General features: G+C 38.6%; 12 protein-coding genes. 7 read left to right on the top strand and 5 right to left on the bottom strand.

What is annotated here, in order from left to right; genetic code table 11:
* Positions 1-18 precede the first annotated feature (18 nt).
* A complete protein-coding gene (locus tag DB42_RS03255; RefSeq protein ID WP_044881715.1) occupies positions 19-879 on the top strand; it encodes a hypothetical protein in 861 nt (286 codons plus the stop codon).
* Positions 880-2,249: 1,370 nt separating this feature from the next.
* Here DB42_RS03255 and DB42_RS03250 read toward each other — a convergent pair.
* Positions 2,250-3,107 (bottom strand): AMP nucleosidase, encoded by an 858-nt coding sequence (locus DB42_RS03250; RefSeq protein ID WP_044881714.1) that lies wholly within the window; start codon positions 3,105-3,107, stop codon positions 2,250-2,252.
* Positions 3,108-3,527: 420 nt separating this feature from the next.
* A complete protein-coding gene (locus DB42_RS03245; protein WP_044881713.1) occupies positions 3,528-4,757 on the bottom strand; it encodes an MFS transporter in 1,230 nt (409 codons plus the stop codon).
* 242 nt (positions 4,758-4,999) lie between these two features.
* Here DB42_RS03245 and DB42_RS03240 point away from each other — a divergent pair, with 242 nt between their 5' ends.
* Entirely contained in the window at positions 5,000-6,604 is a 1,605-nt protein-coding gene (locus tag DB42_RS03240; protein WP_044881712.1) for a peptide chain release factor 3, read from the top strand.
* 197 nt (positions 6,605-6,801) lie between these two features.
* Here DB42_RS03240 and DB42_RS03235 read toward each other — a convergent pair whose 3' ends face one another.
* Positions 6,802-7,371, bottom strand: coding sequence for a flagellar export chaperone FlgN (locus tag DB42_RS03235; RefSeq protein ID WP_044881711.1), 570 nt, complete (start codon positions 7,369-7,371; stop codon positions 6,802-6,804).
* Between DB42_RS03235 and mutY the strand changes: the two genes are divergently transcribed.
* Together mutY and DB42_RS10305 are read left to right on the top strand one after the other, a co-directional pair.
* Positions 7,366-8,436 (top strand): A/G-specific adenine glycosylase, encoded by a 1,071-nt coding sequence (mutY, locus tag DB42_RS03230; protein ID WP_044881710.1) that lies wholly within the window; start codon positions 7,366-7,368, stop codon positions 8,434-8,436. The two genes, DB42_RS03235 and mutY, sit on opposite strands and share 6 nt — an antisense overlap.
* 230 nt (positions 8,437-8,666) lie before the next feature.
* The gene (locus tag DB42_RS10305; RefSeq protein ID WP_052435948.1) at positions 8,667-11,282 is read left to right on the top strand and encodes a leucine-rich repeat domain-containing protein; all 2,616 of its coding nucleotides are present in this window, start codon (positions 8,667-8,669) and stop codon (positions 11,280-11,282) included.
* 904 nt (positions 11,283-12,186) lie between these two features.
* On the opposite strand, the gene DB42_RS03220 is transcribed toward DB42_RS10305, so the two are convergent.
* Positions 12,187-13,806 carry a leucine-rich repeat domain-containing protein gene (locus DB42_RS03220; RefSeq protein WP_052435947.1) on the bottom strand — a complete coding sequence of 540 codons (1,620 nt, stop codon included), beginning with the start codon at positions 13,804-13,806 and terminating at the stop codon, positions 12,187-12,189.
* A 567-nt stretch (positions 13,807-14,373) separates the two neighbouring features.
* Here DB42_RS03220 and DB42_RS10300 point away from each other — a divergent pair.
* Positions 14,374-15,582 (top strand): leucine-rich repeat domain-containing protein, encoded by a 1,209-nt coding sequence (locus DB42_RS10300; protein ID WP_052435946.1) that lies wholly within the window; start codon positions 14,374-14,376, stop codon positions 15,580-15,582.
* Between the two features lie 295 nt (positions 15,583-15,877).
* Here DB42_RS10300 and DB42_RS03210 read toward each other — a convergent pair whose 3' ends face one another.
* The gene (locus DB42_RS03210) at positions 15,878-16,621 is read right to left on the bottom strand and encodes a glycosyltransferase family 2 protein (protein WP_044881709.1); all 744 of its coding nucleotides are present in this window, start codon (positions 16,619-16,621) and stop codon (positions 15,878-15,880) included.
* A gap of 618 nt (positions 16,622-17,239) precedes the next feature.
* Between DB42_RS03210 and hemB the strand changes: the two genes are divergently transcribed.
* Both hemB and DB42_RS03200 read left to right on the top strand, forming a co-directional pair.
* The gene (hemB, locus tag DB42_RS03205) at positions 17,240-18,265 is read left to right on the top strand and encodes a porphobilinogen synthase (RefSeq protein ID WP_193365274.1); all 1,026 of its coding nucleotides are present in this window, start codon (positions 17,240-17,242) and stop codon (positions 18,263-18,265) included.
* A gap of 576 nt (positions 18,266-18,841) precedes the next feature.
* Entirely contained in the window at positions 18,842-21,238 is a 2,397-nt protein-coding gene (locus tag DB42_RS03200) for a phosphoketolase (RefSeq protein ID WP_044881708.1), read from the top strand.
* Positions 21,239-21,387 lie beyond the last annotated feature (149 nt).

Below are 21,387 nucleotides of genomic sequence, written 5' to 3'. Positions count from 1 at the left end.
CAGAAAATAGGATGCAACATGCGCAAAATTCAACTTCTCGTCATTTCTTTAATCCTTCTAGGAGGAGGATGGTGGCTCTGGTCTAATAAGGGAGATGTAAAAAATATAGTGAGTCGCTATGTAGAAAATGGTGAATTTCAAACACTAGAAGCGCGCTATACTCCCCAGCAAATTATGGATGCTCATTCTCGCGAGCTTCTAGGAGATACTAGCTATCAATATAAGGAACCCCAGTATAAATATCATCCTTACTTGCTGATGGAAGTTAAATTTACAGCCGATAAAAAAACACGCGAAGGGGTAATTTTATGGAGTTTAACAGATGGAGAAATGGTTCTAAACACTGAAACATGGGAAAGGACCCATGGTTTTGAAGATGCTATTAATGCACAGGCCACACGTGAAGAATTTAAAATACTTAACGCTTTAGCCAAATTTAATGGCATTCGCACGAAAGAAGATTTGCTAGCAGATCTGCAACTAGAAGCTGATGTGGTAAACCCATGGATTGAAAGTGCTCTCCAAAAGCAGCTAATCACCCGTAAGGGCAATCTATTGCAATTACATTTTGAAAACCCTAAAATCCTTGTGACTCCACAAACAAAGTTTAATAGAATGTTGGTTTCTAAGCCTTACAATTATTCTCAACGTGTTTCTGAAAAGTATACTCCTTCTCAAATCGAAAGGGTTGCTAAATGCGCTTTTGGCCATGATTTCAGCATTCGTCGTATAACTGAAGTATATCTACCTGTTTACGCCATCCATGTGGAAAATCCCGATGGTTCTCTTACCATCACCCATTGGAATGCTGTAACAGGCCAGATGATCAATCCTAAGTACTTTAAAAATGGCCAAGAAAGAATTAAACCAGCCGGGTAACAGCAGCAGGCGCGCACTTTGAAAATATACATGGCGTTTTTGATCGTTAAGAAGCCATCTTAACCACGCGGAATATTTTAATAGTTTTTGCCTGATCACTTAAGATATTTAGGTTTATTAAGCCCCTTCATGAGAGAGGATAATATTTGCTTATCACCTCAAATTCTATCCTCTCTTTTTAAGCAACCTTCAATAAAAACAGGCTGAATGTTTAGCTGCTAGTCTAAGCTTCCTACCTGCATCGGAAATTTAGAAGTCCAACGATCGTGGCAATTCTCAATTCTTTCTAATGTTTTACTCGCCCTGCCTCACCTTATCAACTGACGCAAAGCGCAAATCTTTTACCTCTATTTCTCTATCGATCGAGTATGTTGTTACTTTACCTGAGGAGAGGTAATAAACTGAGTGTAGGTGATCTACCTTACATTCTTCAGCATAAAAAATAATTTGGGGGTTCTAAAAGACTATCGAGTAAAATATTTTCTATAATCTAAATAAGGAGATTAAGAAATAGGCAAATAGATATGCAAAACGCTGACCATTCAGGATGGGTAGCTGAGAATATATGAGGATATAGGATGAGTTGGCTTTATTGATCAGGCAGTAGGCAACAAGGCAAAGAATAAGCATTTAGCCTATGGACAAGCTGTTAAATGCACAATCTTTAATGAAGAGAACTTTGTAAGCCACCCCCCTTTGCATGTATTCTGAATATTTTGAAGACAACCCGATGGGGCATTTATTAGATACGCTCCTATTCCCTAGCCAGATTGAGAAGAATATTTTTAAGGAGAACACTTGATAAGATATTTGGAATGGGAGTGACTAGGCTTTTTACTAGGGTAGCTTTGCATACGATTAAAGTGCTTGGCATCCAAGTAAAAGCCTACATTTAAGGGTGACAAGTTTTCATCCAGATGACAGCTAAAGGGGGGCGTGTATTTAGCACAAGGGAGAATCGTGCATTCGTCTAGCCAAAGGTTATAATCGCAATCCTAGACTAGATTTCAATCAAGCTGCCTTGCAAGTTATCAGTTCCAAGGAAGGAAATATCTCTTTATATATGCTGCAAATGGCATTAACAGCAACAAAACAACGTCGACGTTACTTATTGCCAAGCACTCTACTAAGGAGCTTGCCTCAGGCAGAAGAGAATCGCTATACAGTAGTAGACTGCGCTCTTTAGACCCCGGACACCTTTTACATAAGCCTTAAAGAAAGTACAGAGCTTATTTACCATGCCTATGCCCATGAAAATTACTATAAAATTTTAAAACAAAATATTTATAGATTATTTTAATTGCTAAGAGGTTTTAATATCGGTAGCTCCTGATCCCCTACCTGGCAGTTGTAGCTTAAAGCATTGGTTACTAACTGTCAGAAATGGCTACCTTAGGGGACTCAAAGCGGCGCCTTGCTCCTCGAAAAACACCTTTGGCTTGATGATTTAAAGTCGCATCCAGTTCAAGCATAATTTTCACGCCTTTATCTACATGATCGATCGTATATTCTTGGTAAACTTTTTCAGAGCTTTGTTTAGTTTTCACTCCATCTTTACCTAAAGGCAGATCGGAAATAAGAAGAAGAGCCCCAAGGGGAAGCTTATGGTAGTAGCTAGCCATAAAAAGGGTGGCGCATTCCATTTCTATCGCTTGAGGACGTGTTTTTTCTAAACGGCTTTTAAAGTTTTCGTTAAACTCCCAAAAACGCTTGTTCGTGGTATGCGTAATGCCAATGTGATAAGTGGAATTTTGCCGATCAAGAACATTACTTACACATTTTTGTACAAGAAAATTAGCCATCGAGGGCACCTCTTGCGGAAAATAAAAGTCTGATGTTCCTTCTCCCCTTATACCTGCCACCGGCACAAAGTAATCCCCAATTTTATGATGCTTTCTCAAGCCTCCACACATACCTAGCAACAAGGCGGCACGAATAGGCAAAAAAGCGCACAGATCGATGATAAGGGCTGCTGCTGCAGACCCTATTTTGAAATCCAAGATACTTACTTTTTCCTCTGGAGAGTGGGCTACAGAAAACATAGATCCCTCTAGGATAGGTAGATTACGATCATTAGCAAATTGCCTAACATAGCGAGGGAAATTAGTAAGCAGCAGGTAAGGTTGAAAATCTTGCACGGTCGAGCCTGAATAACGCTCTAAAGTATCTGTAGCAATCTTTTCTTCCAGGGGATTCACATTGAAATTATAATTACAATCTTCTTCCATTAAATTTACCTTATTTATTAGTGTCATTTCTCAACTTCTAACGAATCAAAGTTGCGTATAAAAGGCCAAGGAGCAATTTCTCAGCTACTCCAAAAAGAATAGTAACCATTCAAAAAAAGACTTTAAAAAAGCAATCTAGCCCGGGCCTCATTCTTTTCTCAAGCATTCTTTGTCTCTATCCTTTTAAGAAAGGGAGAGATAGAGCTGTGACAAGTGATTTGCCTGTCTTTTTCTTCTTTTAAGATCTTTTTGGTTCCTCCCCCTCTTCTTCGATAAAAAATGCATTTATCATTGTGGGAAAAAAAGTGCTACCTTTTTATACAAAAAGAATATTAATCCCCTCTTAAATTTTTAATCCACAATTCATGAGGGAAGCCCATTATCTGCAGAATTTAAAGTGGAGAGATTCCCCTATTTTTACTAAGAAGGTTTTGACAAAAGTTCCTTCTCTGCATATTTCTTGCTACTGTAGATCGCACACCCTGTTCCACACAGGCAAAAAAACCCTCCAACTATTAAAGGTAAATAGGAATTAGCAATAAATCCTAGATAACCTCCTAAAAAAGGACCTACACATCCTCTAAGTCCCACCAATACTACATTGATTCCCGTGAAGGCAGCACTATTTTCTTTCCGAGCAAACCTAGGCCCTGATAGATTCCAACACATCTCACTGCCTGCCTGCATAATTCCATAGACAAAATAAGCCACGTACACCCATATCCAATGTAAGCTAGCTGTTATCAAGAATATAGGGAATAAAGTAGCTAGAAAACAAATCAAAAAAGTTAAAATATAAATGTTTATCTTATTAAAAAACAAAGCCCATATACGGGTAGTCAACGCAAAGCCTATCCCTTTGCAAACAGAGATAGCAATGACTAATTCAGTATAAGAAAGGTGTAGCACTTCTAATGTAAAAACAGGTAATGCTGGCTGCATAATCATAAGCCCAAGCCCTCCACACATAAAGATCAGTTGAAAGTGGGCAAAGTCTGGACGCGCTCTCATTAACTTGATAAAATTTCTCCACGGCTGCACGAGGGTGTCTTTTAAATTCTGCTTATCATTTAGAGGAGGGGGTTCCTCTTTAGGCAAAGGGATAGTAGCCAATAAAAAATTGCTCAATAAACTTATTCCTGCTGCTATAAAAAATCCCCACCGCCAAATGCCAGGACTGTGATCCATCCATCGAGAGATAAATAAAGGAAAGAAAAGGCTAGTTAAATAATTAATTGAAGAGCCTACGGAAAAGATTTTACTTCTTGCTTCGGCATGAATTTTAATTTTTAGGATTTCCATCCATGCAGGTATAATGGCTCTGCTGGCCATCATATAAACTGCAAAAGCGAAGATATAAAACCAATTATTATCAATAAAGGGGAAGAAAAAACAGGGCAAAAGTCCTATAACACTTGCACATCCTATGCTCTTCTTTAGCAAGTCATGCCTTTTCTCTACAAAGGAGTTCCAATAGAATGAAGCAATAGCTACTACAGGCTTAGAACTAATGAGCAAAGTGATCTGTAAAGGCGAGGCATGCAAATCTTTATAAAAGATAAAAACTAATAAAGTATACATCGCCCAAAGCGGGGCATTTAAGAGATGGCTCCCTATAAAGACATAACGTGTGTTTTGGCAGACTTTCATAGCAGAGAATTGTATAAATTATTTTCTGAAAATACAATAAAAAATATGGAGGGCTTTTAATAATTAAGCCTCTAGTAGCTCAATCCTTTATTAAATTATTTTAATTAATAAAAGAAAGCCTTAAGCTTCTCTAACATTCACCAAGCTAATTTATCGGAACTTCCTCCTTTAAGATGTTTGGGTTATATTAGCTAAAATGTTACACTACTTTTCATTTTAAACTAAACAATTACTGGAAAGATGTGAGCCCCTTAGAAAATAAAGTAGACCTGCAAGCTGAGATTTTTAAACGCCGGACATTTGCCATTATCAGCCATCCTGATGCGGGCAAAACGACTCTGACAGAAAAGCTGTTGCTTTATTCCGGTATGCTTCATACCGCAGGAATTGTACGGGGGCGTAAAGGACGCAAAGCTGCCGCTTCCGATTGGATGGCTATGGAACAAGAAAGAGGGATTTCTATTACCTCCTCGGCCATGCAGTTTCCTTACAAAGAAACATTGATTAATATTTTAGATACCCCTGGTCACGAAGATTTTTCTGAAGACACCTATAGAACTCTCACGGCTGCTGACTGTGCTATTATGGTTATTGATGCTGCTAAAGGGGTTGAGAAACAAACGCGTAAGCTCTTCGAAGTGTGCCGACTTCGCAAAATTCCCGTCTTGACCTTTATTAATAAAATGGACATGCCTGGACGCGATCCCCTCGACCTTATGAATGAAGTAGAGAATGTGCTCGGCATTCAATCTACAGCTTTTAATTGGCCGATTGGCTGCGGAGCTTCTTTTAAGGGTGTATACGATCGATTAGAAAAGCAAGTGCTTCTTTTTGCAAAAACATCAGTAGGTGGCGCGCAAAAAGCTGAAATTACCCGTTATCCTCTAAACAGCCCTGAAATCGTTCTGCTTATGGGAGAAGAAGCTCACCATCATTTAATGCAAGAGCTAGAATTATTAGAAATGGCTGGTAACCCTTTTGATTATAAGCATTTTTTAGCAGGTAACGTGACTCCCGTATTTTTTGCATCGGCTTTAACCAATTTTGGTGTTGAACCTTTTTTTGATGCCTTTATCCATCTTGCCCCGCCTCCGCAACCGCGCCTAATTAATCTAAACAATGGAGAAGAAAAAACGCTCGACCCTGTGGAAGCACCGTTTAGTGCCTATGCTTTTAAAATACAAGCTAATATGGATAAAAAACATCGTGATAGCATGGCTTTTTTAAGAATTTGCTCAGGTAGATTTGAGCGCGACATGCTTGTTAAGCATCATCGCACGGCTAAAGAAGTGCGCCTTTCGCGCCCTCATGGCATGCTAGCTGGAGAACGTACCATTGTGGATACAGGCTATGCTGGCGATGTAATCGGTGTAATTAATCCAGGTGTATTTTCCGTAGGCGATACCATTTCGACTAAAGGCGGTTTCAACTTTAAACCTATTCCGCATTTTCAACCCGAAATTTTTGCGCATGTTTCCCCCAAAGATGTGGGTAAGCGTAAATCCTTTGATAAAGGTGTTTATCAATTAACAGAAGAAGGAGCCATACAGCTTCTTAAACCTTACGAATATGGCGCTGAGCTAATCTTTGCTGCTGTAGGACAGCTACAGTTCGAAGTGATGCAATACCGCTTAAAAGATGAATATGGTGTCGATACAACAGTTTCTTCCTTACCCTACAAATGCAGTGCTTGGCTACTGGGTGATATTAAAACTTTTCAAAAACCTAGTAACAGCTTAATCGTCCAAGACCGTTACAATCGGCCGATCGCTTTATTTACTGAGACATGGGAAAAGCAGTATGCTGTTAAACAAAACCTTGAGCATCAACTGGTAGATATCCTCTAATAAAAAAGTTCTTTTTAAAATTTTCATTAACTTTTTTGCTAAAGCACCTAACTTTTATCTGGGTTAAAAGCTTAACAAGCATAACTTTGCTTAACCTTGTCCCCTCAGCCTTCAAAGGCCAAGCTTTACTACAATAGACTTTAAGTGAGCTAACTTATGGACTGTTTCCTAAAAAATTAAAGACCTATCTAAAAGCTTTAATTTTCTTCGGCCGTTCTTTCTATTGTTTGAAGAATCTGCTTAGGGAGAATAGAACTTTTTTGAGGCTTAACCCTAGCGGCTAGTCGAGGTTTGTATTGATGGGAATAATTTTCAGTATCAGACTCATTTTGCTGATTACCTAAAAGTAGTTTATTATAACTGTTTTGCTTTTCCATCTGTTCTGAAAGAGCTAAAATTTGATCCCGCAGAGTTAACAGCTCAATGTTATCAGCGCCTGCCAATCGAGCTAAATTTTTTAACCTTTCTTGATCGCTTTCAAGATCGGCGTGCTCGGGATGAAGGTCTTTTAACTTATTGATTTCCTGCACCATTGCACCTCTGAAAGCTTGCATAGAATTTAAAAGCGGCTCTCTGCTATTCATGATCACTTGAAAAGCTGGAGCATTTTGCGCCATAATAGCATACTGCTCTTCTTCCATATTGGCTAACAACTCGCGCAAAACATTTACGAGAGCGCTCATGGCAATTTTTAATGCTTCGTCTATCATCTTTACCTCATTAAGCTCATCACGTATAATATCATCTTTTCTATTGGAAAAATGCATATTTTATTAGGTTTTATGTATTCAATTGATTTTAAAAGACTTAAAGAATGGTTCTTAGCTGAGAAACGCTCTCTTCCCTGGCGTCATCATCCATCTCCCTATGCTGTCTGGGTATCGGAAGTCATGTTGCAGCAAACTCAAGTCTCCGTGGTTATTCCTTACTTTCATCGATGGATGCAGCGCTTTCCCTCTATCGCTTCCCTTGCTGAAGCAGACCTTGATGAGATCATCAAATTATGGGAGGGCTTAGGATATTATTCAAGAGCAAGAAGCTTACATCAAGCCGCTCAATATGTTGTAAATCATCATCAGGGGCAACTCCCTTCTAATGAAGAGGAATTAAAAAAAATAAAAGGATTAGGCCCTTACACCGTGGGGGCCATTTTAAGTTTTGCTTTTCGCCAACGTGCTGCAGCTGTAGATGGCAATGTTATTCGCGTCTTATCCCGTTATTTTGAGATTAAAGAGGATTTTGCTAAAAATAAAACCGTAAATAATTTACGTAAAATTGCCCTAGAAATCCTTCCTGAGGATGAGGCTTGGATTCAAAATGAAGCTCTCATTGAACTTGGGGCAACAATATGTAAGAAAAAGCCTAAATGTATGGAGTGTCCTTTAAGATCTAGCTGTAAGGGCTATAGGAATAGTACAGCTCAGCAATTACCCTTTAAATCCACCAAAGTGGAAACAAGCTATCTATATCGAGCAGTTCCTATTATTATATTTGATAATAAATTACTTGTCAAACGAGGGCAAAAAGGTGAAATCATGTCCGATTTGCATGAATTTCCTTATTTTGAAACTCCTCCCCTAGGCTGGAGCTATCAGCGTCTTCAGGAAGAGATGTTTTTGCAATGGTCTTTAGAAACTCAATATATTAAAGAGCTTCCGCAAGTTAAGCACTCTTTTACAAGATATCAAGCTAGTTTAAAGCCCGTACTCTTTCACTCTTCGTATGAAAGGCCTATTACGGATCATACCTGGCTTACTCATGAAACGCTGATGCAGCTGGCCTTTTCCTCAGGCCATCGTCGTATCTTCATGGACCTAAATTTAAAAACATGACTTTAAAGGCTCCTTTTTTTCCACCCCTCACAGTGAAAGCTTTAAAATTTATCCCTTAAAATGCTAATAATCTTACCAAAACTCCCCCTTAAAATAGCGGCGCAAGCTTTTGCCTTTATTAAATAACAACTTGCTAAAAAAAAGTATGAGGAGTAAATCTATTAGGCAAAAAGGAACACCTTCACCTAAACCTGAAAAAAGTGTTAACTTATAAAACTCAAGGAGCCTAAATGATCCCCTCCAATTCAACCTCTAGCATACAGACAGACTTTCGAGCTACAGTTTCAGCGAATATAGAAGATGCTGTGTCAGGGGAGTTGATGACTAAAGCGGTTACCTTAGTCCCTTGTGGCCATACCTTTAATGAAGATACCATCATCCAATGCTTAGCTCGTAATAAGCTCTGCCCCTTAGATAGGCAGCCCATCAAAAATTATGTACCCAACTATACGATCAGACATCTGGCTGAAACAGCCACCTCTCATCCTTTAGAAAAAGAACCTAGTGAAGAAGCCGAAAAGCATTTTTTAAGAGGTAAAGAATATGTTGAACAAGAAGACCATGAAGCAGCCATAGGAGCTTTACTGCAGGCTTTACAATTAAGCCCTACTTATGAAAAAGCCCAAGCCTACCTAGAGTTTTGCCTTAAACGCCCCTCTCATTCTTCTTCATTTCACCCATCTTCTTCACTTCCTCAGCCTATTTCTCGCCCTCTTTCCGAAAAATCCCAGGAAAAGACACTTTCCTCTTCAGGACATTCTAGGGAAGGTTATACTGAACTTTTATTCAATCTTTTAGAAGAGCCCCCAATTCAAGAGAATTTAGCTTTAAAGAAAATGCTAGAAAGCCAATTGGAAGAGTTGATGAGCCAGGAGAGTGAAGAGCTGACCGAGAAAGAAAAGATAAGCTATAAATGGACAAAGAATTTGCTAGGCGAAAATAAAAAGATAAGGCAATTTGCGCTAGAAAAACTACAGCAAATCCATAGACCTTCTTCCCCTCTCCCAACAGTTGTTCCTCAATCTCCTGCTTCCTCATCTTCTTTAGCTATTCCCGCAGCTAAAGAAACTCAAGCTGTTTCTCCGCAGCCAATTTCTGCGGTTACTCCTCAATCTCCCCTTTATACACCTCCTTTATCTAGCTTACCTGTTAAAGAAATTCAAGCCCATTCTTCACCAGCTATGAGCTCTCTTTACTACGAGATAGTACATTTCCATTTTCCTCACAAAGGGGGAGATTTTACAGAGCAAGCTCGTATTATAGATCAGATTTATAAAATTGAACCTACCCTTGCTGTGGAAGAAAAAGCCCCTTACATCTTTAAGCAAGTCTTAAGCCTAGCCAAAGATCTTTCTCCTATAGATTTTGGAGAAGAAAATACCATCAATGAAGCTCTCACCCTCTCTAATTATTCTTCCTATCTACTCAATATTAATCGCCTCATACTTTGGCAGAAGCTGCCTGAAGGGAAAGAGAACTTAAGCAAAGAAAGCATTAAAGCTTTGCCTTTAAAGCAAAAAGGAGAGCTTTTAAAGGCTTATATAGAAGAACTAAGCAAATGGATGAAAGAGCAAGATAAAAGTTTTACTCACCTAGATTTAAGTGAATCAGGCTTAACTTTTTTACCTCCAGAGATAGGGCAGCTGTCTCAGCTGCAAGAGCTTGACCTAAGCAAAAACAACCTCACCACCCTCCCTGCTGAGATAGGCCAGTTAGCTCAACTATGCAAGCTTAGCTTGCAGCAAAATCAGCTAGTGGCTCTCCCTGTTGAAATTGGGCAGCTTTCTCAGTTAGGATCGCTTGGCTTGCAACAAAACCAATTAACCGCTCTTCCTGCTGAAATGAAACAGCTTTCTCAATTAAGATCGCTTGTCTTAGATGGCAACCAGCTAACCTCTCTTCCTGCGGAAGTAGGGCGCCTTTCTCAGCTGGAAAAGCTTTTTCTATTTGGCAACCAACTTACCTCTCTTCCTGCTGAGATAGGGCAGCTTTCTCGGCTACGATTGCTTTGGCTAGACCAAAACCAGCTTACCGCTCTTCCCTCTGAAATTGGACAGCTTTCTCAGTTGAAAGAACTTTACTTAAGCAACAACCAGCTAACCGCTCTTCCTGCTGAAATGAAACAGCTTTCTCAGCTGCAAGTGCTTAATTTGAAGCACAACAAGCTAACCATCCTTCCTGCAGAGATAGGGCAGCTTTCTCAGCTGAAACACCTCGGGTTAAGCAACAACCAGCTAACCACTATTCCTGCTGAGATAGGGCAGCTTTCTCGGCTACGATTGCTTTGGCTAGACCAAAACCAACTTACCGCTCTTCCCTCTGAAATAGAACAGCTTTCTCAGCTGCAAGAGCTTTACCTAGACAGCAACCGACTTGCTTCCCTTCCTGTTGAAATTAGAAAGTTGCCTCAGCTGGCATATCTCGGGTTAGGCAACAACCAGCTAAACGCTCTTCCTCCTGAAATTGGACAGCTTTCTCAGTTGAAAGAACTTTACTTAAGCATCAACCAGCTAACCTCTCTTCCTGCGGAAGTAGGGCGCCTTTCTCAGCTGGAAAAGCTTTTTCTATTTGGCAACCAACTTACCTCTCTTCCTGCTGAGATAGGGCAGCTTTCTCGGCTACGATTGCTTTGGCTAGACCAAAACCAACTTACCGCTCTTCCCTCTGAAATTGGACAGCTTTCTCAGTTGAAAGAACTTTACTTAAGCTTCAACCAGCTAACCTCTCTTCCTGCGGAAGTAGGGCGCCTTTCTCAGCTGGAAAAGCTTTTTCTATTTGGCAACCAACTTACCTCTCTTCCTGCAGAGATAATAGAGCAACTTTCTCAGTGTGTCATTTTGGATTAAATAAATAATTTTTTTTGGAATTTCTGATGAAGAATGCAGATAGGCTTCTTGCGCTTTAGCGAATCTAGAATCTTTTTAGAATAGAAAATAGACATCCTATAGCTAGTTATGTTGCTTAGTACTACTAGTGGCCACTAATAAGCTGGTAGACGCTTTTATAGGAGGGTAAAAAAATATCAAGGAATGGGCTACCCTTTTTGCTCTCAACATTAACTAAAGAACGTCTAATTGCTCGTGTGAGTGCAATAGCATCTACCTTGAATACCTTTAATTTTATCTAATTTGCTATACCGAATTAAAACAAGAGCATCCCTGTATTTTACTTTAAGCAAAGCATTTCCTTTGCTCTGGCAACAAGCTGTAAGCTCCTTAAGATGTATGCTTATACATAGACTTAGGGGTCAAAATAAAAAATTTATCGAATAAAAGATTAAGCCAAATTCTTAAAAAGCCTTTTTAACTTAATCTTGTTGAGCAAAGGACCATAAAACTGAAAAAGCTTATAGATTACTCGCTTTCAAATTTAGCACAAAGGCAACCCTTCGGGTCCTCTTAAATGTTAATCAAACGAGCCTTTGATCACAGAGCTGGCTTATCTAATAAAAAAAATGGGTTACTTAGATACAAGCAATAAAGATGCTTCTACCCGCTCCTTCTCTAGCCTAAAGTACACCTTTTCAACCCACATTTTGTTTTCTCCTAATCTCTACATGAGCAAGTAATTCTTTCTACCTTCACTATCCATTCTTAATCTGCAAGTTCCAAGCCTCAGCAATTTCTTAATACCATCCTATATATCCATAAAATTGAGAAGAGAAAGAAGAGCAGCATGTTTAACCTCCACTATTAAGGATAGTTAAACAAAATGCGAGAAGACATTTTTTCTTCTAATAAAGCAAAGCCTCTACGGCTGAAAATGCTGCCTAATCTTTTCAGGAATAGTTTTAAAAGGATTTCCCGTTAAATTTAGCTCATATAAAGATGGAGATAGCTTTTCTATCTCAACAGGAAGGGAGTTGAGCTGGTTATAGTCTAAATGAAGCCATTTTAGCTTGGGAAGATTTCCTATATTAGGAGGAAGGCAGATAAGAAAGTTTTGGCTTAAATAAAGTTCTTCCAACTGATTCAGTTGATCGATTTCTGCAGGTAGGGAGACAAGCTTATTTTGACTTAAGCAAAGCTCTTCTAGCTGCGTTAATAGCCATAACTGCTCAGGAAGAGTAGCAAAATGGTTTTGGTTTAAGTTAAGACCATATAACTGAGTCAGCTGGCCTATCTCTGCAGGAAGGGAGGTTAGCTGATTTCGGCTTAAGTTAAGCGTCCTCAATCGAGCTAGTTGCCCTATTTCTATAGGAAGAGATTTGAGCCGGTTTTTGCTTAGATCAAGCCTCTGTAACTGAGTCAATTGACCTATCTCTATAGGAAGGACATCCAATCTATTATGATTTAAACATAGCCATTCGAGCCTAAAAAGCTTTCCTAACTCTAAAGGAAGAGAGTTCAGCTGGTTTTGACTTAAATCAAGCTTTTGCAAACGAGATAGCTGAGCTATTTCTTTAGGCAAAGAAGTGAGAGAGTTTTGGCTTAAGTGAAATGCTTCTAAATGAGTGAGCTGGCCTATTTCGGCAGGAAGGCTTTTAAGACAATTTTGGCTTAAGTTAAAATTTTTTAGCAAAAACAGCTGGCCTATTTCTGATGGAAGGGAATTAAGCCGGTTTAAGTTTAAATAAAGATTTACTAGTTTAAAAAGCTTTCCTATCTCTAAAGGAAGCCAGCTGATTAGGTTGTCACTTAAGTCAAGCGTCCGTAGATGAGAAAGTTGACCTATTTCTCCTGCTACAAGGGTAAGACGATTACGGCTTAAGTAAAATCCCTCCAGCTGAGTTAGTTGGCCTATTTCTTTAGAAAGAAAGGTCAGCTGATTGTAGCTTAAATTAAGAGAAACAAGAGCAGAAAACATGCCTATTTCAGGGGGCAAATAAGTCAAGCCTAATCTAGATAAATCTAATCCTTTGATTCCTTTGCCATAGCTTTCAATCCACTGACTAAAAAGCTTACCTTTTTCTTCCAAAGATAAAAGCTTAACTTCTTCTTGTGCTAAGTATTCCTTTCCTCCAGGGATTCTTTTCCAGATAAGCAGACGATTAATGTTTAAGAGATAGGAAGAATAGTTAGCAAGCGTTAAATATCTTTTTTCTTCCGTTTTATTTTTAAACTCTAAAGGAGAAAGAGATTTAGCTAAGGTAAAAACTTGCTTAAAGATTCGATCCACTTTCTCTGAAGCAGCCAATTTAGAGTCTAATTGATAAATCTTGTCTAAAAGGCGAGCTCGCAGCTTTTCATTTCCATTAATGACATGCATAGCCGCTATTTTTTTATAAAGGGAGGGCAAGATTTCAATAGCCCCAAGCTCTTGCCATCTTTTACAGATGCTAAATAAAGGAGGTGTGATACATTCCTTTAAGATAGGCAGCAGCAATTCATTAGGTAGGTTATCAATAGAGGTAGAAGAAAAAGGCTGCATTATATTTCCTTTTAAAGTTTCTTAACAGCTGGAGCGGTATTTCTATAAAAGTCGATCAAAAAAAATTAAAAGGCCTGAACTGGTTATGAGTTTTTTAACGATAGGCTAAACCTTTATATATTTCATGAAGAGTAGCAGGAGGTATCTTTTACTCTTAAAAAGCTCTTAGCTCTTTCTTTTGCACTTTTTTTCTCAAATTAGCCTTTTTCGAACTTTAAGCCTAGAAATTTTTACTCGGCTAGCTATTTGCCTAAAGACCGACTATCCTCTTTTTTCTTTAAAAATTTTTCGATCTGCTTTAAGCGATAAGCGCTTAATTTTGTCGCCCATCTCCTAGAAGTTAATCCTTTCAAAACAAGGCAAAATGCCAAATATAAAAATTGATATTTATTAATATAAAAGGCTGCCAGTAATCTCTCCTTCTCTTTAGTTGCCTAATAATCTGAAGGTCCCTGCTGCCAAACTTCTTCTATTTTCATACAGCAGCCCAAGATGCTGCCCTAACTTTTTAGATGCTTTTTATAAAAAACTAGATAATAATTTGAGAAAATTTAAAAAGGAAATACAATGCAGCCTTTTTCTTCTACCCCTATTGATCATCTACCTAATGAATTGCTGATTCCTATCTTAGAGGAATGTGTCACACCTCCTTTATTTAGCATCTGTAAAAGATGGCAAGAGCTTGTGGCTATTGAAATCCTGCCCTCCCTTTATAAAAAAATAGCGGCTATGCATGTCATCAATAGAAATGAAAAGCAGCAAACTCATCACTTGGACAAAATTTATCAATTAGACTCTAAATTGGCTACTGCAGAGAAAGTGGATCGAATCTTTAAGCAAGTTTTTACCTTAGCTAAATCTCTTTCTCCTTTAGAGTTTAAAAATAAAATGGAAGAAAAAAGATATTTAACACTTGCTAACTATTCTTCCTATCTCTTAAACATTAATCGCCTGCTTATCTGGAAAAAAATTCCTGGAGGAAAGGAATACTTAGCACAAGAAGAAGTTAAGCTTTTATCTTTGGAAGAAAAAGGTAAGCTTTTTAGTCAATGGATTGAAAGCTATGGCAAAGGGATCAAAGGATTAGATTTATCTAGATTAGGTTTAACTTATTTGCCCCCTGAAATAGGCATGCTTTCTGCTCTTGCTTCTCTTAATTTAAGCCAAAATCAACTAACCTTTCTTCCTAAAGAAATAGGACAATTGACTCTGCTACAAAACCTTAATTTAAGTCAAAACTACCTTACCTGTCTTCCTAAAGAAATCGGCCTGTTTCTTCAGTTACTTTCCCTTAATTTAAACGAAAACCAACTCACCTGCCTTCCAAAAGAAATAGGCGACTTACATCGGCTGCGACATCTTAACTTAAGTAACAATCAACTCGTCTCTCTTCCAAAAGAAATCCAGCAGCTGTCGCGGCTATATTCGCTTAACTTAAACCAAAATCGACTATCTTTTCTTCCCAGGGAAATAGGTTTGATACCTCGGCTAGGATGGCTTTATCTCAACCACAACCAATTGGCCTCGTTTGCTATGGAAAGCAGTCTATTCTCTCAGTTGTATTCTCTTAGCTTAAGTCATAATCAGCTCAGCTCCTTCGTTATAGCAATGGGGCAGCTTTTTCCGATGCAAAACCTTGATTTAAGCTATAACCACCTTAACACCCTTCCTACATCAATAGACCAATTACCTCAACTTGTCTCCCTTAAAACACAAGGAAATCCACTCGAAAATATTTCAGAGGAAATAAGGCAGCGTTTTCCACCCATGGAATAATAAGCCTTGTTTTAATTTAAAGAAGGGCTAAAAAGAAATAAAAGGTTTTTGCTAGCCATGTTGTAGGCTAATGAAAATAATATTTTTAGACTCGCATCACTCTTATACGCTTTAAAAAACTTAGCCTATCTATTTAAACCCTCTGCAAGCTATCTTTCTCCTTAACGAGAGTCCTTTTATAAAGTACGGGGCTGCATAAGAAGTAGTTTAAAAGCGGTATTCTCGTCTGTCATAAAGATTAAAAAGTCCAACTCCACCTTTCTGTTTTTTTAACCTTGAGAATGGATCTAGCTATTTATTTGCGATTAGCTTCGTAAAGTTTAAGATATTTATAAAAAGCGGTATGTCCATTATAAGCAGAGATTATAAACCCCTCATATCCCCCCATAAACCCTCTTTTAAGGATATAACTCTTAAGGAAAGAAAAGATACCATGCGTCAAAGCTTTAGATAAGGAGGCAGTTTTTTTACCTTTGTTCTGCTCAGCAAATAATGTCGAATAGGTCTGCATCTTACTTAAAAAGTCAGCGATAGAATTATAAGAATAATGAATAAGAGGGCTGTTTAAAGGTACATGTTGCATATGCTTGACAATGATAGCTTCATGCACTTGAACATTAGTAAAGCCTGTTTCTTTTTTATTATATAGCCGATATTGACGATCTGGATACCAACCACACCAGCGAATAAACTTATTATTAAAATAATTATGGCGTGGGAAAGAATAAACTACTTTTTCTTGCAAAGAAGTTGCTAAAATCTCTTGAATCATCGCTGGTGTCACAAGTTCGTCACTATCTAAAGATAAGATCCAATCATGTTTTGCATAAGCAGAAGCCTTATTATGAGTAGGACCAAATCCTTCAAAAGTAGCTAAGATAACACGCACATTAGAGTAACTTTTTGCTATCTTTATAGTATCATCTACAGATCCCGTATCATAAATTAGGACTTCATCAAAAAGACTTACACTATCTAACACTTGAGCCAGGTATTGGCAGCTGTTCTTGGTCAAGATAGTGACTGAAATAGGTATCATGACATCCTCATCATTTTAATTTTTTAATGTTTTTTATTCTTTCTGGTTCGCCTATCTTCCCTATTCCTCTTTTCATCTTAAGATGGCAAAAAATTGTCCTCTTAAAACAACTAAAGCTAAGCCTCTATAACTTTTCATGCTTCAAGAGTCAATCCTCCCTCCTCTCTTAAAAAAATTTAGCCACCAGCCCAGGCAAAAACCTATTCTTTTGAAAACAGTTTTTGATAATTAATTTCTTGATAAGGTTTTTTAGTAGATTAAACAACAACTTGAGGTAGGATCTACCCTTCTTGCTAAAGAAGCAAGCTTTCTATGTAAATGCTAAGCGTTTTATTTCAAAAGTAAAGTAAGGGCCTCTAAGCTTTAAAAAAATTATCGAACGATAGCAAACAGGAATATAATGCTTTAATTCTACTAAAAAGATTTATATTTCCCCACCTTGGAGGTTGTAAGCCTTCACAAATTTCTCATTTGTTTGCTCCATCATAAGATTCCTTAGGTTCATTGGTCAAAATAAATTTCATCCATATTGACAGGGATTAGCAGCTTCTATATTTTTTCGTATTATAAAGGTTATAAATGCCTAAAAAATATGCCAAATATTAAGGAAAGCTATTTATGCGTCCATTACTCCCAGACTCCCTTATTAGCAGCCATCATGTCGATTTAGCCATTCGCCCTCGCCGTAATCGCAAAAGTCCTGCTATACGCTCTCTTATCCAAGAAAACCATCTCCTTCCCCATCAGCTGGTCGCTCCATTATTTATCATAGAAGGCCATCAACGCCAAGAGATGATTGCCAGCATGCCTGGCATCTCCCGTATCTCTGTGGATCTGCTTGTCAAAGAAGCCACTGAACTTTATCAATTAGGTATTCGTGCCATTGATCTTTTTCCTGTTATTCCTGAAGAAAAAAAAGATAACTTAGGTAAAGAAGCCATAAATCCTCATAATTTACTCTCTCGAGCTATACAAGCCTTAAAGCAAGCGATCCCTGAGATGTGTGTAATAGTCGATATTGCCTTGGATCCATACACTAGCCATGGTCATGATGGAATTGTAAACGAGTCAGGCCATATCCTCAATGACCCTACCCTTTACATGCTGGGAGAAATGTCTATCCTTGCAGCACAAGCTGGTGCTGACATTGTCGCTCCAAGTGATATGATGGATGGACGTGTAAGATACATTCGTGAAAATTTAGATAAAGCAGGCTTTAAAGAGGTTAATATTTTATCCTACGCAGCCAAATATGCCTCCTCTTTCTATGGCCCCTTTCGTGAAGCACTCCATTCTGCTCCTAAATTTGGTGATAAAAAAACTTATCAAATGGATCCTGCCAATAGCCGAGAAGCCATTCTTGAATCTATTTTAGATGAAGCGGAAGGAGCGGACATGCTTTTGATTAAACCTGCCTTAGCTTACTTAGATATTATCTCTATTATCCGAGAAAAAACTCTTCTGCCTCTTGCTGCCTATCATGTGAGTGGGGAATATGCCATGGTCATGGCTGCTGCGGAGAAAGGATGGCTAGATGCAGATAAAGCTTTTATGGAAAGCCTTTTGTCCATCAAACGAGCAGGCGCTGATTTTATTCTTACCTACGCTTCAAAAAGAATCGCTCGCTTAATTAAGATGCAATAGCCTTTTCCTTGTTTTTTTCATTCCCTCCACGATTGGAGGTAGATGATAGGAGATCAAACTTCTTTTAACTTTTCCCGCACTAGCTTAGGGAAAAGAAGTAAATGAGACGAGGTTAGACAGCGGATGGGATACAAAACTACTGAGCTTTAATTCAGCTTCCTACCTTTAAAAGATGCGAAAAAAATAAGCCTACTTGATTAGCTTGACAAATAAATTATAGTAAGCGGTTGTTTAGCAAGAGGATAGCTTATCTTTCTACATAAGGCTCTTTTTATACCCTTCTTCATTAAGCTTTAAGAGTAATTGTGAAATTTATCCTTTTTTTCTGCTTATTTTTTTAGTTAATGCTCAGTCTATCTTTCCATCCCACGCTTAAATGAAGGGCTTTAATTGTTAGCACTACCTTCATTCTCTTTTGCCTACATTTACGTTTCATTATTAGTGGCTTAAGTCAAAAAAAATTTTTTTAGTTATTTTACTCAAACTTTAACTACAGCTTTTCTTTAATCCTCCATTGAATTAAATAAATTACTAGTTGTATGAATAAAATAACTACAGGATTTTTAAGGAGTAAGTATGGTAAGAGAAATTCCTAGTACCATTTGCCAAGGCGGACCCTTAACAGAGGAAGACCTTTATAAAATGGATGCTTATTGGCGGGCAAGTAATTATCTCTCTGTTGGGCAAATTTATCTGCTTGATAATCCGCTTCTTAAACGTCCCCTTACTATTGAAGATATTAAGCCGCGCCTATTAGGTCACTGGGGAACAACCCCGGGCTTAAATTTTATTTATGTGCACCTAAATCGCCTGATTAAAGCTAGAGATTTAAATATGATCTACTTAGCAGGACCCGGTCATGGCGGTCCAGGTCTGGTAGCCAACGTCTATTTGGAAGGAACTTATAGTGAATATTACCCTAACATTTCTTCTGATGAAGAAGGTTTGAAAAAACTTTTTAAGCAATTTTCTTTTCCTGGTGGAATACCTAGCCATGTAGCCCCCGAAACTCCCGGCTCTATTCATGAAGGAGGAGAGTTAGGTTATGTACTTTCTCATGCCTACGGGGCTGTTTTTGATAACCCCGACCTTATTGCGGCATGCGTAGTGGGAGATGGAGAAGCAGAAACAGGACCGCTTGCCGCTTCCTGGCATTCTAACAAATTTCTTAATCCCGCAAAAGATGGTGCTGTTCTTCCTATCCTTCACCTCAACGGATATAAAATAGCTAATCCTACTCTCCTAGCTAGAATCAGTCCTGAAGAGCTAAAGAGCCTTTTCGAGGGATATGGCTACAAACCTTATGTAATCGAAGGTTCCAATCCTTATCAGATGCATCAAAATATGGCTCATACACTTGACATTGTCATAGCAGAAATTAAGAAAATTCAAGAAGATGCGCGTAAAAACCAACTTATCGAGCGTCCACGTTGGCCTATGATCATTCTTAAAACTCCTAAAGGGTGGACAGGGCCACAAGAAGTCGATGGCAAAAAAACTGAAGGATTCTGGCGCTCCCACCAAGTTCCTTTATCCAATATGGCTGCTAAACCTGCCCATGTACAGCAATTAGAGAAATGGATGAAAAGCTATCGTCCTGAAGAGCTCTTTGATGAAGATGGAAGATTCCTCGCTGAGCTTGCCGCTTTAGCTCCTCAAGGGAAACGTCGTATGGGAGATAATCCCCATGCTAATGGAGGTTTACTCCGCAAAGAATTAAAAATGCCTGATTTCCACGAGTATACCCTTAAAATTGAAAAGCCTGGCCAGATTGAAGCTGAGTCCACCCGTATCATGGGAAAATTCTTACGCGATGTCATGAAAAACAACCTACATAACTTCCGCGTGATGGGTCCTGATGAAACGGCTTCCAACCGCTTAGATGCCATCTATGAAGTCTCAAAAAAAAGTTGGATGGCTGATTATCTTCCCGAAGATGAAGATGGTAGTGAGTTATCTGCCGAGGGGCGCGTGATGGAAATATTAAGTGAACATACATGCATGGGCTGGCTGGAGGGCTATGTTTTAACAGGCAGGCACGGTTTCTTTTCTACTTACGAGGCTTTTGCTCATATTATAGATTCTATGTTCAACCAACATGCTAAGTGGCTACATACCACCTCCTCCTCTATCCACTGGCGTGCACCTATTTCATCGATTAACATTTTGCTAAGCTCCCACGTTTGGCGACAAGATCACAATGGTTTTTCCCATCAAGATCCAGGCTTTATTGATCATGTGATGAACAAAAAAGCTGAAATCGTACGTGTGTACCTTCCACCCGATGCTAATACCTTATTATCTGTTACCAATCACTGTTTACGTAGTAGAAACTATGTGAATGTGATCGTTGCAGGCAAGCAACCGGCATTGCAATACTTAGACATGGAATCTGCTATTAAACATTGTGCCGCAGGCATAGGAATTTGGGAATGGGCCAGTAACGATCGCGGACATGTTCCTGATGTAGTGATGGCTTGTGCTGGTGATGTGCCCACGCTAGAGACTCTAGCCGCTGTAGATATTCTTCGCCAACAAATTCCTGAGCTAAAAGTTCGAGTAGTTAATATTGTCAATTTGATGAAGCTCCAAAATCCCACCGAGCATCCGCATGGATTATCTGATAAAGATTTTGATGAATTATTTACCACGGATAAACCTGTCATTTTTGCCTATCATGGTTACCCTTGGCTCATTCATCGACTTACCTACCGCAGAACTAATCATGAGAATATTCATGTGCGTGGATATAAAGAAGAAGGCACAACTACAACCCCTTTCGATATGTGTGTGCGCAATCAAATCGATCGCTTTAGCCTTGTAGGAGACGTGATCGATCGAGTACCCAAGTTAGGCTATCTGGCAGCCTATATTAAGCAAGATATCCATAATAAGCTTATCGAACATGAAGAATATATCACTAAATATGGAGACGACATGCCGCTTGTTCGTCAATGGAAATGGCCTTACTAATGCAAGCATAAAGACAGAAGATGGCATGCATTTTAAAAAAGTATATTGTTACTTAAAAGAGAGTAAGCTGCTTATTACCTTCTTCTTTATTTAAGAACATACTTTAAACATACTTTTTTAAGTGCATAGATAGACAAGGAGCCGCTTGA

Source organism: Neochlamydia sp. EPS4, from assembly GCF_000813665.1.
Taxonomy (GTDB): domain Bacteria; phylum Chlamydiota; class Chlamydiia; order Chlamydiales; family Parachlamydiaceae; genus Neochlamydia.
Note: the sequence above shows the minus strand (reverse complement) of the source record. Positions and strands in the feature narration are given on the sequence as shown.

Coding starts and splice junctions, on each gene's coding strand:
- DB42_RS10300 (WP_052435946.1), top strand. CDS start 14,374: ATGCAGCCTTTTTCTTCTACCCCTATTGATCATCTACCTAATGAATTG.
- DB42_RS10305 (WP_052435948.1), top strand. CDS start 8,667: ATGATCCCCTCCAATTCAACCTCTAGCATACAGACAGACTTTCGAGCT.
- DB42_RS03255 (WP_044881715.1), top strand. CDS start 19: ATGCGCAAAATTCAACTTCTCGTCATTTCTTTAATCCTTCTAGGAGGA.
- DB42_RS03250 (WP_044881714.1), bottom strand. CDS start 3,107: ATGGAAGAAGATTGTAATTATAATTTCAATGTGAATCCCCTGGAAGAA.
- DB42_RS03245 (WP_044881713.1), bottom strand. CDS start 4,757: ATGAAAGTCTGCCAAAACACACGTTATGTCTTTATAGGGAGCCATCTC.
- DB42_RS03210 (WP_044881709.1), bottom strand. CDS start 16,621: ATGATACCTATTTCAGTCACTATCTTGACCAAGAACAGCTGCCAATAC.
- hemB (WP_193365274.1), top strand. CDS start 17,240: ATGCGTCCATTACTCCCAGACTCCCTTATTAGCAGCCATCATGTCGAT.
- mutY (WP_044881710.1), top strand. CDS start 7,366: ATGCATATTTTATTAGGTTTTATGTATTCAATTGATTTTAAAAGACTT.
- DB42_RS03220 (WP_052435947.1), bottom strand. CDS start 13,806: ATGCAGCCTTTTTCTTCTACCTCTATTGATAACCTACCTAATGAATTG.
- DB42_RS03200 (WP_044881708.1), top strand. CDS start 18,842: ATGGTAAGAGAAATTCCTAGTACCATTTGCCAAGGCGGACCCTTAACA.
- DB42_RS03235 (WP_044881711.1), bottom strand. CDS start 7,371: ATGCATTTTTCCAATAGAAAAGATGATATTATACGTGATGAGCTTAAT.